Origin of the sequence: Fictibacillus sp. KU28468 (assembly GCF_026153615.1) — a bacterium.
Lineage (GTDB): Bacteria > Bacillota > Bacilli > Bacillales > Fictibacillaceae > Fictibacillus_C > Fictibacillus_C marinisediminis.
This window is the reverse complement of the sequence record NZ_CP110666.1, coordinates 3496051-3508527: the sequence shown is the minus strand read 5'-3', so window position 1 is coordinate 3508527 and position 12477 is coordinate 3496051. Positions and strand designations below refer to the sequence as shown.

General features: G+C 40.6%; 12 protein-coding genes. 8 read left to right on the top strand and 4 right to left on the bottom strand.

The features are described from left to right. Positions 1-16: 16 nt before the first annotated feature. Positions 17-679 carry a phosphatase PAP2 family protein gene (locus tag OKX00_RS18405; protein WP_265408360.1) on the bottom strand — a complete coding sequence of 221 codons (663 nt, stop codon included), beginning with the start codon at positions 677-679 and terminating at the stop codon, positions 17-19. 536 nt (positions 680-1215) lie between these two features. Here OKX00_RS18405 and OKX00_RS18400 point away from each other — a divergent pair. The 7 genes from OKX00_RS18400 (at position 1216) to OKX00_RS18370 (ending at position 8296) form a co-directional block, all read left to right on the top strand. Beyond that, positions 1216-1881: a C40 family peptidase gene (locus OKX00_RS18400; protein ID WP_265408359.1), complete on the top strand. Its 666-nt coding sequence runs from the start codon at positions 1216-1218 to the stop codon at positions 1879-1881. A gap of 163 nt (positions 1882-2044) precedes the next feature. Beyond that, positions 2045-2266 carry a hypothetical protein gene (locus OKX00_RS18395; RefSeq protein ID WP_062236429.1) on the top strand — a complete coding sequence of 74 codons (222 nt, stop codon included), beginning with the start codon at positions 2045-2047 and terminating at the stop codon, positions 2264-2266. A 201-nt stretch (positions 2267-2467) separates the two neighbouring features. Continuing rightward, positions 2468-2677, top strand: coding sequence for a hypothetical protein (locus tag OKX00_RS18390; protein ID WP_265408358.1), 210 nt, complete (start codon positions 2468-2470; stop codon positions 2675-2677). A 217-nt stretch (positions 2678-2894) separates the two neighbouring features. Further along, a complete protein-coding gene (locus tag OKX00_RS18385) occupies positions 2895-5153 on the top strand; it encodes a glycoside hydrolase family 2 protein (RefSeq protein WP_265408357.1) in 2259 nt (752 codons plus the stop codon). Positions 5154-5171: 18 nt separating this feature from the next. Further along, positions 5172-6455, top strand: coding sequence for an ABC transporter substrate-binding protein (locus tag OKX00_RS18380; protein WP_265408356.1), 1284 nt, complete (start codon positions 5172-5174; stop codon positions 6453-6455). Positions 6456-6516: 61 nt separating this feature from the next. After that, complete coding sequence (locus tag OKX00_RS18375; protein ID WP_265408355.1) at positions 6517-7449, top strand: carbohydrate ABC transporter permease; 933 nt, start codon at positions 6517-6519, stop codon at positions 7447-7449. A gap of 10 nt (positions 7450-7459) precedes the next feature. Then, positions 7460-8296 (top strand): carbohydrate ABC transporter permease, encoded by an 837-nt coding sequence (locus OKX00_RS18370; RefSeq protein WP_265408354.1) that lies wholly within the window; start codon positions 7460-7462, stop codon positions 8294-8296. A 58-nt stretch (positions 8297-8354) separates the two neighbouring features. Here OKX00_RS18370 and OKX00_RS18365 read toward each other — a convergent pair whose 3' ends face one another. From OKX00_RS18365 to OKX00_RS18355, 3 genes are all read right to left on the bottom strand, one after another. Beyond that, positions 8355-9227: a carbohydrate ABC transporter permease gene (locus OKX00_RS18365; RefSeq protein ID WP_265408353.1), complete on the bottom strand. Its 873-nt coding sequence runs from the start codon at positions 9225-9227 to the stop codon at positions 8355-8357. Next, positions 9224-10207: a carbohydrate ABC transporter permease gene (locus OKX00_RS18360; protein WP_265408352.1), complete on the bottom strand. Its 984-nt coding sequence runs from the start codon at positions 10205-10207 to the stop codon at positions 9224-9226. Before OKX00_RS18360 ends, OKX00_RS18365 begins: the two co-directional genes overlap by 4 nt. 96 nt (positions 10208-10303) lie before the next feature. After that, positions 10304-11611: an ABC transporter substrate-binding protein gene (locus OKX00_RS18355; RefSeq protein WP_265408351.1), complete on the bottom strand. Its 1308-nt coding sequence runs from the start codon at positions 11609-11611 to the stop codon at positions 10304-10306. 285 nt (positions 11612-11896) lie between these two features. Here OKX00_RS18355 and OKX00_RS18350 point away from each other — a divergent pair, with 285 nt between their 5' ends. After that, positions 11897-12448 carry a DJ-1/PfpI family protein gene (locus OKX00_RS18350; protein ID WP_265408350.1) on the top strand — a complete coding sequence of 184 codons (552 nt, stop codon included), beginning with the start codon at positions 11897-11899 and terminating at the stop codon, positions 12446-12448. Positions 12449-12477 lie beyond the last annotated feature (29 nt).

Sequence of the window (12477 nt, the reverse complement as noted above, 5' to 3'; positions counted from 1 at the left end):
AAAGCAGCCTGCCCAACTATCGGGGTTCGGCTGCTTTTTTGTTCTTTGAATATCGTTTATTCGTGGCGTAGGACAACATAGGTTTAAAATAATAAATTGTATTAAACAGGATATTACCGAGAAGGATTCCGGCAAAAGCATCTAGAACTACGTGCTGTTTAATGAAGAGTGTGGAAAGAATAATCAAGTATCCTGCAATGTTGACAGCGAAAATTCGTACTGGTGTTTTTGTTTTGCAGTATCTTATTGCAATGACCATTAAATAACTGCTCAGGACATGAATACTTGGAAAGCAATTAAAAGGTTCATCGGCTGTGTAAATGTAACGGATAACATTTGTGAGAACACCGCTGCCCTCTATGGCAGGTCTTGGAACCGTTGTCTGAAAGAAATAGTAAATGACATAACAGATCACCATCCCGATCGTTAAGCTCAACAGCGTCTTGAAATATAAGGATCTGTCATAGATAAAAAAGTAAAACAACATGCCAAAAATGAAAAGGTACCAAAAAACATACGGAATAATAAAGGCTTCAATAAAAGGAATATGCTGGTCAAATGATGTAATAAGACTCCTTGCTCCCCGATCTCCGTTATTCAGTAATTCATAAAAAGTATGCAGAAGAGGAATAGAGAGCATCAATAACAAAGGAAGAATATGGGATTTTAATTTACTCAATAGTCACTGCCCCTTCAATTCATAACAATCATGTTTAACAACTACCATATTATACCATATCGTTTGCTAGAGTTGGGATGGTTCTTGTTAATGGCTATGTAATATTTATACCAAAAAATAGTCATACACTAGCTTATCATAACGTAATGAAGGGCTAGAGGCATCCTTTTTTTAGTGACAAATTATTTAACGATTTGCCTTCTCTGCATTATACTTCCCTAAAAATTGAAGGAAAGAACATCATTCAAAGGACAAATCCGCACATAAAGGTCTTTTGACACTAGGTATTAAGTCCTGTTAACGAAGATTGGGTAGTCAGATTGTTACAATTCATTTTACTGAATTTAGCTTAATTTGACAAAAAATATGGAATTCATTAGGTTTAATGTCATAAAAAATCGGGAATTCTATTAATTTGTAATATATCTGTAATCTCCCTAAAATGTTCGTGTCATATTTTGTTGGTAGAATCTAATTAACTTAGCAAGGAAACAAATACCAACATTGGTAATACAGATTTTAGGGGGATACATGCTTTGAAAAAATTGGCAGCGGCAGCGGCACTATTAGGAATGATGGCTTTCAACCCAATCGTAGGGAAAGCAGCGCTTGGCGATCACACTTTAAAACAAGGTATGACCAGTAAAGATGTGCAACAATTACAATCTGTCCTTAAGAAAAAAGGATATTTCACATACAAAAAGACGACTACTTACTATGGTACATATACGAAATCAGCTGTAAAAAAGTTCCAAAAGGCAAAAAAACTTAAAGCAGATGGCGTAGCTGGAAAAAGCACGTTCAAAGCACTAGGGGTTAAAACAGCTGTTAAAAGCACTTCATACAGTTCATCAGGTTTGATCAGTACAGCAAAAAGATACATGGGTGTTCCTTACCGCTGGGGCGGAACAACACCTAAAGGGTTCGATTGCAGCGGCTATATCAACTATGTTTTTGATAAATCGGCTGGAATTGACTTGCCTAGAACAGTTTCCGGAATCTATTTAAAAGGTACATCTGTCAGTACTCCAAAAGCTGGAGATGTTGTATTTTTCCAAACGTATAAACATGGTGCTTCCCATGCTGGAATATACATCGGAGACCATAAGTTTATTCACAGTTCATCTTCAAAAGGAGTAAGCATTGCTTCAATGCAAAATCCTTACTGGGCACCGAAATTCCTTGGCGCTAAAAAGATATAAGTACGAAACAGGCAGACTCATTCTGCCTGTTTTTTTTTTCAGTTTGAAGCCTTTTTTTATTTTTTTGTCATATCGTTTAACTTTTCTGAATATTATAGTATAATCTATCATATCATGAATTGGCCTTAATGCAGTTTACCTTCTGTTGAAAGGAGTGTTAGGCATGTATTTTGGTGAAACTGTCAAAATCAACCGTTTTGACGGGGAATACTTTGAGGTGAACCACAACTGGCTGATGGATATTGTGTGGGACAAATATCACATGCCGCTGCGGGACTTTTTGGATTCTTATGATAGAAGGGACAGTGATTATATTTTGACGCTGGCCGAACAGAATACTTTACGTTACGAATTGAAAAATGATGAAAGCCGCTTAGTTTTATAAGCGGTTTTTTTGTGATGTAAAAAAGTACAATATTCAGCTTGCATAGATGTAATGTCTAGCACCAGCACCCAGGGCTGAAAACTTGGTTCTTGTTTTCAGCATAAGTCCTCGATGACGCTTGCGCTTTTCTTACTTTGTCTTGTGGCATACCTCTTCACCTCTTCATATCATATGAGGAATGTTAGGCGAGGAGGATGAATTATGGCAAAAAAAAAGGCTAAAAAGATCTCTAAGTATGATCAGGCGGTCAATAAATATGCACATACTCAAAAAATGGTTACCAGTTCCACCTGCCTGTCCTGCAAAACCCAATGTGTGAGGGGATTGGCCTATATAGATAAAATGTCTAAACCGGGCGCGGTCGGGCACGGTGTCCCCTGCCATCTGACAAAAGGAAAAGGTATGAAATAAGTGATGTCTCTCTAACTTAGCACATCTTCCCTAAGGATTTAGTTTGTGTGAGGATGTGCATCCTTTTTTATTTTGAAGGATGTTAGCATCCATAAAAAGGTGTTTATGTTAATTCATCGCCGGGAAAAGTTCAGAATAGTGAAAACAAAAATGATGTCTCTGTCCCATAAAGGCGATAATAACTATAAACTATATAAAGCAAAGTCAGGTGATATCCATGAGCAGAGAATGCAGAGAAAAATTAAGTTTAAATGGCATATGGAAATGTGTTCCTGATGAGGATAACCGTCTGGAAGGAAATATTAGAAACAAGCCTGTATACCATTCAGAAGAACTAACTTGGGAGGATATCCATGTTCCTGCACACTGGCAGAAAGCAGGATATGAGGATTTCCAGGGAGTCATGTGGTATAAAACTGTCTTTCGTGCTCCGTCACTAAAGAAAAATAAGATGTTCTACATTTGTTTTGATGCTGTTGATTATTATTCAGAGGTTTGGCTGAACGGAGTGTATCTTGGAGCTCATGAAGGAGACTTTGATGCGTTTGAATTTAATGTCTCTGATTTTCTCGAATATTGCGGAGAGAACACGCTGGTAATCAAAGTGACTTCTGAATTGGATACAAAGCCCGAACGTAAAAAAATTGCCAAGGGAGGCCTTTACCATTGGGACTGCCTTCCAGTGAAACAAGAAGGGCTGACAGATTGTCCAGAAGTTCCTTCTTCTGTGAATGCCCATTACCCAAATCCTCTTGTCAACCCGGGTGGAATATGGAAAGGGGTTTATCTTGAAGAGCGCTGCAAGGTACATATTGAGCATATTCAGGTGACTCCTTATCTAAAAGATGAGTATAAGAAAGCCACCATCTACCTTGATGTTGAAATACAGAATAATAACAGCAAAGAAGCCAAAATTGACGTGGAAGTTTCATTCTTGCCCCATAATTTCAGAGGGAAAATATACAGATGGAAGTCTCAGAGCTATTTTCAAAGACCAGGTACGAGCAGCTATTCAATGACTGACCAGCTGTCCAACCCCAAATTATGGTGGACATGGGAGCTTGGATTTCCTCACCTGTATAAAGCTGTGATTGAAGTGTGGGTAAATGGGGTATTGGTAGACAAGAAGATTCAAATATTTGGAATCCGCGAAATTAAAATGGATGAAAAATGGATCTTTTACCTCAATGGAACAAGGGTGTTTATTAAAGGAAACAACTATTTGTCCGACCAGTTCCTCTCTCTTATGACAAAGGAATCCTACCAGCTTGATGTCCAAATGATGCTGGATGCCAACATGAATACCACCAGGCTTTTTGCCCATGCCGAACAGGAAGAGTTTTATCAGCTGTGCAACGAGAAGGGTATCATGGTTTTTCAGGATTTGCCGTTTCAATGGGGCTATGAATCTACGGGTCTTTTTATAAAAAGAGCCGAGGAGGTTTCACGTCGTTTCGTTAGAATGCTGTATAACCATCCTTCGATCATTTTGTGGTCCTGCCACAGCGAATCCCGCTTTCATGACTACAACAAGCTGGACAATATGCTCTTGCGTGTCGTAAAGGAACTCGATAGTCTGCGGCCCGTTATTAAAAATTCGGTGCTCGTATCCGATGAGGAACTTCCTCATTTTTTTGAGACGCTGGATGACTTTACAGACTATATCGGTACGCATTTAAGTGTGCACTGGGTCGGCTGGTATTGGGGCAAAATTGAGGATGCTGAGTTTTATAACCCGATGTTTGTAACAGAGTATGGAACCCAGTCTATTCCAAATGAAGATTCCTTGAAGAAATTTATGAACCAGGAGTCTCTCTGGCCTGTTAACTGGGAGATCTACCGTACATGGGGCTTTCAGACCAATATTTATCAGACGATGTTGGGGTCGGTCATGACTCAGTCCCTTCAAGAACTTATCGACATTACACAAGAATATCAGGTTCAGTTCTACAAGGAGCATACAGAGGCGTTAAGGCGGAAGAAATACAATCATGTAGGCGGGCTTCTTCAGTTTCACTTTGTTAATACAGGACCGTCCATCGATTGGTCCATCATCGACTATTACCGCCAGCCTAAAAAAGCTTATTTTGCCATGGCTAAAGCTTTTGAACCGCTGCATCTGTCCTTTAACGGCGAAGTTACGGATGGGGAGCTTGGAAAGACTGCTACCGTAACTCCTTGGATCGTGAACGATTACAACGTTACATTTGAAAACTGCGAAATAGCCTACAAGGTATTCCTTGAAGACGGCACCCTGGTCGATCAGCAATGTTTGCCTGTTCCAAAGATAGAGAAAGATTCAGTCCAATCATTTGAATCTTTAACCCTTCCGGTTTCATCCGGCACAACAGTTAAAGTAACAGGTCAATTGATGGATTCGAACGGTAAGACGGTCATGGAAAATGATAAAATCATCCGCTCGCTTCCGGCAGAGGATGAAGTGCAAAATCCGTTCAAATCCCCAATACGATTATAAAATGAGGAGGCAAAACCGATGAAAAAGGGATTGTTGCTGCTTTTTTGTCTTGTATTGGCTTTATCCATGTCAGCCTGTTCCAATGACAACCAAGGAGCGTCAGGAACAGAGAAAAATGGAGAAGTGCAGCTGAAAATGTGGGCGCATCAGGGACAGCCGAAAGAAGTCGACTTTTATAAAAAACGTATTGAGGAATTCAATAAAACTCATAAAGGAAAAATTCATGTTAAGCTCGATATCATTCCAAGCGGTGCAGGCCACGCCTATGAAGATAAAATCAATGCTGCTGCAACCTCGAACGGGCTCCCGGATGTTCTTGATATGGACGGGCCTTTTGTCGGGAACTATGCAGCAACAGGGATCCTGGCTCCCATTGATGATTACGTAGCGAAAAAGGACAAGCAGGATTTTGCCAAATCCATCATCCAGCAAGGTACATATGACGGCAAACTATACGCACTTGGGGCAATGGAATCATCCATTGTGGTCTTCTATAACAAAAAGTTGCTGAAGGAAGCCGGAATTCAGGCTCCTGAATCGCTGGATAAAGCTTGGACATGGGATCAGTTCATGGACGTATCAAAAAAGCTGACTAAGAACAATGTCCGCGGGCTCACGATGCATATGGATAATGGCGTCGGGGAATGGCTCACTTACATGGGTTCCGTATTTGTGTGGTCCAACGGCGGCCTCTTGCTCAATGAAGACCGCACTAAAGCTGACGGCTATGTCAATGGCCCGAAATCGGTAGAGGCAATGAACTATGTCAAAGATCTGTTTAAGTCAAAAGTTGTGAGCGTTTCCAACGGGCCAACGGATTTTGAAGAAGGAAAGGCGGCCATGATGCTTGGAGGTGTGTGGCTGATTCCTGGCTTTGAGGAGTATAAAAATCTGGATTGGGGAATGACCTATTTCCCTTACAGCAAAAAGAAAACCTCACCTTCCGGATCTTGGGCATTTGGTGTGTCCAGCCAGTCCAAGCAGCCGAAAGAAGCAGCTGAGGTTGTAAAGTGGATGAGCAATAAGGATTCTGTTGTAGAAATATCCAAAATTACCGGAATGCCGCCGGCAAGAGAATCCGCGTTTAAAGAGCTGCCGGAATACGATAAACTCCCTAAAAAGGTCATTAAAGACCAGGTTCTGAATACAGCAAAAGCTCGTCCGGCGACTCCTGCCTATCCGGTTTTAACCGCTAAATTTGCAGAAGCTTTTCAAGCGGCTGCCTTGGGGCAGGATGTAAAAAAAGAACTTGATAAAGCAGCGAAGGATACAGACAGAGAACTGGAACGATTCAAAAAATAAGCGAAAAAGGAGTGATTCATTCACTCCTTTTCCTGTACTTTTTGCAGAAAGGAGAAACAGGATGGAACCCGTTGCACAAAAAACAAACGTAAACCCTCCACTGCCTACGGTAAGCCCGAAGCAAAGAAAGCGGAAAAATATGTTTACCAGCTATGGATTTGTAGGCCCGGCGATGGTGCTGCTGTTTATCTTTCTTATACTGCCAGCTATTCTGGCGTTGTACTACAGTTTTACAAACTATTATTTGCTGACTCCAGAAAAAATGAAATTCATTGGTTTAGAAAACTACAAGCGACTCGCTGAGGACGACATCTTTTTAAAATCTTTAGGCAATACCGCTAAGTTTGTCGTGATTGTTGTGCCTGTTCAAACTCTTGTTGCCTTGGCACTCGCCCTTCTTGTGAATCAAAAGATAAGAGGTATTAAATTTTTCAGGATGGCTTTTTTTGCTCCTGTCGTAACTTCGATGGTCATCGTTTCTATATTGTGGACGTTTATCTATAATCCTGACAATGGTTTGGCCAATTCCATCTTAAATATCGTGGGACTCGGCCCGTTTCAGTTTCTTACAGATAAAGACCAGGCCATGTACTCTATCATTTTTATGAGTATCTGGCAGGGGGCGGGCTATCAGATGATGATCTTCCTTGCCGGACTTCAGGAGATTCCGGACCATCTCTATGAGGCCGCATCCATTGATGGAGCGAGTGCTTGGCAAAAGCTCATTCACATTACGATTCCGGGAATTCGTAATATCCTTGTCTTTATTGCGATCGTAACGATGATTGCTGCTACCAAACTCTTTATCCAGCCTTTTGTCATGACGCAGGGAGGCCCATTGGATTCTACGAAAACGCTCGTTTATATGGTATATGAAACAGGCTTTAAGTTTAGGGATGTTGGCTATTCATCAGCCATCGCCATTCTTTTCTTTGTGATCGTGCTAGTCATTTCCATTCTGCAGCGAAAGTTTATTAAAGAATCTACAGAATAGGAGGAGAGTTATGAAAAAGAACCGTTTATTTAAATTAATAGGATTGTATGTCGCCCTTACTTTGCTGGCACTTCTTTTTTTATTTCCTCTCATCTGGATGATTGTCTCTTCCTTTAAATCGGAAGCGCAGATTTTTGCGGACTTAAAATCATTTAAAGCTTTTGTTCCTTATACCTTCTCTTTGGACAATTATACCGGGGTTTTTGAACGGATTCCCTTCATCAGATACCTGCTTACGAGTACATTGTATGTATCCGTCATTGTCATTCTCGGGCTGTTTGTTAACTCCCTCGCTGCCTATGCATTTGCACGAATGGAGTTTAAAGGAAGAGATTTTTTATTTGCAGCGGTTGTTGCGTTAATCATTATCCCCTTTGAGAGTATCCTGCTCCCCTTATATTTAATCATTGATGAGTTTGATTGGCTGAACACCTACCAGGCGCTAATCATTCCTTTTATTGCAAATGCCTTTAACATTTTCATGTTTAGGCAGTTCTTTTTAAACTTGCCGAAAGAATTGGAAGAGTCTGCACGAATGGATGGTGCTTCTACGCTTCGAATCTTTTTCCAGATTGTCATTCCGCTATCAAAGCCTGTTTTTATTACAGTGGCTCTCCTTACATTTATTACACATTGGGGAGACTTCATGTGGCCGCTCATTGCAACAACAGATGAGAGCGTAAGGCCACTGCAAGTCGGCATGCAGTTCTTTTTCCATCAGCCGCCTGTAAAATATGGACATGTTATGGCCGCACTTACGATGGCAACCATCCCGCTGCTGATCATCTTCGTGTTCTTTCAAAAATACTACGTACAGGGAATTGCATCTGCCGGTATGAAAAACTAATCGATTAAAAGCAAAGCTGAATGGATCAGCTTTGCTTTTTCTTTCATATTCGAATGTTTTACCCTTTAGAACCTTCTGTAATGTTCGACCCTTCTATAAAGTATCGTTGGAAAAAGAAGAACAACAAGATAACAGGCAGCAGGACGAGGACTGATGCGGACATTAAATAATGCCATTGTGTCTGAACTGTTCCTTTGAAAGTTTGAAGTCCAATCTGAAGGGTGTATAACTTTTCATCATTTATATATAGGAGAGGACCTAAAAAGTCATTCCAAGCCCCATTGAAAGATAGAATGGCAACGGTGATAACGGCCGGCTTCATAAGCGGCATGGCCAGCTTCCACCAAATTTGCAAGTGGTGTGCCCCGTCTATTTTCGCTGCGTCAATCATTTCATCAGGAATAGTTTTAAAAAATTGGCGAAGAAGGAAAATGAAGAACGCATTCCCGAAAAAAGCAGGAACAATTAAAGGAAGATAGGTATTGATCCAATGAAGCTTTGAAAACAGCATGTATTGCGGAATCATCATGACAAAGCCCGGAATAAGCATGGTGGCCAGAACGAGGGTGAAAAGTATATTCCTTCCTTTAAACCGTATTTTTGCAAAACCATACGCAACAAAAGAATTAACAAATACATTCCCGATGACTACACATATTGTAATAAATAAGGTATTAAGGGCCCATCGGGTAAAAGGGGCCGTTTGCCAAGCTTTAATATAATTTCCCCATTGAAAGGATTCCGGCAGCAAGGATGGAGGATACTGCATGATTTCAGCTGGAGTCTTTAATGAAGTAGATATCATCCACCATACGGGTGATAGAATGACAATGCTGCCTAGGAGAAGGAGCACCACTACCAGCAGTTTTTTTGATTTCCGTTTAAATGATTGGGTTTCATAAAATTTAGGTGCCTGCTGATTTGAATTCATTTTTCGTCCCCTCCTCCATAATGAACCCAGCGTTTGCCGAATTTTAGATTGATTACAGTTAAAATAAGAACAATGACAAAAAGAAACCATGCCATCGCTGAAGCATACCCCATGTTAAAAACCTCAAATGCGTTATTCCACATATGAAGATTATAGAACAGCAGTGAATTTACAGGCCCTCCATCCCCATTTTCCGTCATAACATAGGCTTCTTGAAAGATTTGAAAGCCGCCAATTAAACTGGTTACAATATCGAAAAAGATAATGGGTGTAATCATAGGAAGCGTAATGTGAAAGAATTTTTGAATAGAGCTTGCTCCATCGATGTCTGCCGCTTCATACATGGCTTTGGGAACCCCCTGCAAGCTAGCCAAATATAGAAGCATGCTGCCGCCTACACTCCACATCTTCATGATGATAAGTGCAGGCTTTGTCCATGCAGGATCAAACAGCCATGCAGGGCCTTTAATGCCAACCCAGCTTAAGGCAGTATTGACAAGTCCTGTCGAAGGACTTAGAAGCTGCATCCATAGTAAATAAACCCCAACTCCTGATAACACTGCAGGCAGATAATAAATCGTCCGGAAAATTTTAATACCCGGTATTTTATGATTGAGCAGAACAGCCAGAAGGATTGCTCCGGCAGTCGTGAGAGGTACAGAAAAGACAACAAAATATAACGTGTTCCATAGTGAAGTCCAAAATAGACCGTCATTAAAAAACATTTGATGATAATTTTTTGTACCGACAAAATCCAACTTGGACGTCATATTATAGTTCGTAAAACTGATGTACAAAGAAAACAGAAGCGGACCAAGCGTTAATGCAAGAAAACCGAACAGCCATGGGGATATAAACAAAAATCCTGACAGTTGCTCGCGTTTTTTTAATGATTTAATTTTATATTTCTTAACAGGCTCTGCTATTTCTTTTTTGAGGGCCTGATTTCCTTTCTTACCTGATTCGTAAACGGTTTCCATATTCATACCCCGCCCTACATTTTATTATGGCATCTTATCGTGCATAGTACGATTTAGATAAACGGCCTGCCTCATATTTGGACAGGCCGTTTATCTTTAATTTTGAAGTGAATGTTCTACTTCTGATTGAGCTTGTTTCAATGCCTTTTCAGGGTCCTTTTTACCTAAAAGCACTTCATCAATTAAAGGATTAATTTTATTCTGATAGTCAGGGGCGTCTGGTGGAACAGGGTTCATTTTTGTAACATTCAGATTTTTTACAGTTTCCCTATAAACCATTTTGTCTTTGCCTTTTAATTTAGAAAGGGCATCTTCGGAAGCTTTTTTGTTTGAAACATTATCAAAGTTCTTTGAAGCCCAATAGCTCTGTGCCTTTTCGCCAGTTAAATACTTAATAAACTTATAGGCTTCTTTAGGATGTGCAGCTCCTTTGGGAATTTCGGCTACAAATCCGCCGCCATCGCTCCAATGCCCGGTATCTTTTGATTTGGATGGTATTGGTGCTACCCCAAAATCCATATTTTTGCCGAAATCTCGGATCTGTGTATAAAATGTGCCTACATCTACCCACATACCGACTTTGCCAGCGATAAAAGGATTAGCCTGTTCACTACCAAATTCTGCTTTAAAGGCATTGACGTTATCTGTTCCAAGCCGATTATTCCAGCCCTTCAGCCATTTAAGGCCCTCTATCTTTTCAGGGGAATTGATCTGTACCTGCCCAGCTTTAGTGAGAAAGCTTTCCCCGTTATCTGCATTCATCAGCCAGCTTGGTGGCCCAAATGAACCCCAAAGCGGATAAAAACCGATTCTTTCATAACGGTCCCCGCTCTTCTTATCGAGCCTTTTGGCATAGGATTCAAGTTCATCCCATGTTTTGGGAGGCTTATTTGGATCCAAGCCCGCTTCTTTGAACGCTTTTTTGTTGTAGAATAGCAGTCTTGTATCAGTATTGAAAGGAACTGCGTATGGGTCGCCTTTATACAGTACGGTATCCCAAAGTCTTGGATAGAAGTTTTCTTTGAAGGAGTCATCTTTTATGTATTTCGTTAAATTAGTAGATTGATTGTTCTTAGCCCTGTGCTGGACGGAATTAATATCATTAATAATAACGTCAGGGGGATTACCGGCAGAAATGGCCGCTAAGTTCTTTGTCCATATGTCACCCCAGGGCAAAAAGGTGTGTTTTACATAAATATCATCCTGTGATTTATTAAAATCACTGATGATCTTTTCAATAACGGGACGCCTTGTTTCCGATCCCCAGAACGTCCAGAAATTAACGGTTACTTTTCCTTTTGAGCCGGCGCTCTCTGCCTGTGGCCCTCCAGAACTGCCTGAGCATCCTGCCAATATGCCCAGCATTAACAAAATGGAGAATAATATAGCGGGAAAAATTTTCATGTTGCCCTCCTAATGATTAATTAAAGCAGTAAACCATAGAATATTACCCTAAATCTAATAAAATAAAACGACATAATTTCTGATTTGTTTTTTTGAAATTGTTTTCCGGAAAAAGAAAATAAAAGAACAAATTGGGAAAATGAATAGATAAATACTTGGATATTTTCATAGGCTAATCACCGATTTTCCCAATACACATCCTTCTTTTGTACTGATACAATTAAAATCAAACAATGTTCGACAAAGCATGGTATGTAAATAGTACCAGGAGGGATGGGTGAGGGTGTGAAAAAGAGAATACTTGTCTATCTCTATCCCCAGTTTCGAGAAGTAGAGATTATGGTGGCGCTGTCTATTGTCAGCCGCTTTTATGAAGTGTTGACCTTCTCATTGCCGCATGGGGCAGTTACAAGTGAATGCGGCCTTACGATGCAGCCGTCTATTAAACTGAAGAATATTAATCCTCTTGAATATGATTTGCTGCTGATCCCAGGAGGCACGCAAGCCGGCAGCCAATCTGATCCCCGGCTGATCAGACTGATCAAAGCCTTTGATAGAGATGGTGTACGCATAGCTGCCATAGGCACGGGTGTGCTTCTGGCTGGAAAAGCAGGAGTATTGATCAACAAAAATTTTACGGCCTCTGTTCTTGAAGAGGAGCATAGAAGAGCCAAGGACTGGCTGACAGGAAGAGCTGTCAACCGGCCGGTCGTTGAAGATAAAAATATAATAACCGCCAAAAACAATGCATATATTGATTTTGGATTGGTCATCGGTGACAGACTGGGTTGTTTTAACAGTATAGATGATTACAATCTGTATAAAGGCAGAGTGTAGCAGGTTGCTTGCCTATGTTAAAATAAGGA

What these genes read in the sequence shown, in the direction of transcription:
- OKX00_RS18375 (WP_265408355.1), top strand. Translation starts at nt 6,517, where the DNA reads ATGGAACCCGTTGCACAAAAAACAAACGTAAACCCTCCACTGCCTACG.
- OKX00_RS18395 (WP_062236429.1), top strand. Translation starts at nt 2,045, where the DNA reads ATGTATTTTGGTGAAACTGTCAAAATCAACCGTTTTGACGGGGAATAC.
- OKX00_RS18360 (WP_265408352.1), bottom strand. Translation starts at nt 10,207, where the DNA reads ATGGAAACCGTTTACGAATCAGGTAAGAAAGGAAATCAGGCCCTCAAA.
- OKX00_RS18365 (WP_265408353.1), bottom strand. Translation starts at nt 9,227, where the DNA reads ATGAATTCAAATCAGCAGGCACCTAAATTTTATGAAACCCAATCATTT.
- OKX00_RS18355 (WP_265408351.1), bottom strand. Translation starts at nt 11,611, where the DNA reads ATGAAAATTTTTCCCGCTATATTATTCTCCATTTTGTTAATGCTGGGC.
- OKX00_RS18370 (WP_265408354.1), top strand. Translation starts at nt 7,460, where the DNA reads ATGAAAAAGAACCGTTTATTTAAATTAATAGGATTGTATGTCGCCCTT.
- OKX00_RS18380 (WP_265408356.1), top strand. Translation starts at nt 5,172, where the DNA reads ATGAAAAAGGGATTGTTGCTGCTTTTTTGTCTTGTATTGGCTTTATCC.
- OKX00_RS18385 (WP_265408357.1), top strand. Translation starts at nt 2,895, where the DNA reads ATGAGCAGAGAATGCAGAGAAAAATTAAGTTTAAATGGCATATGGAAA.
- OKX00_RS18390 (WP_265408358.1), top strand. Translation starts at nt 2,468, where the DNA reads ATGGCAAAAAAAAAGGCTAAAAAGATCTCTAAGTATGATCAGGCGGTC.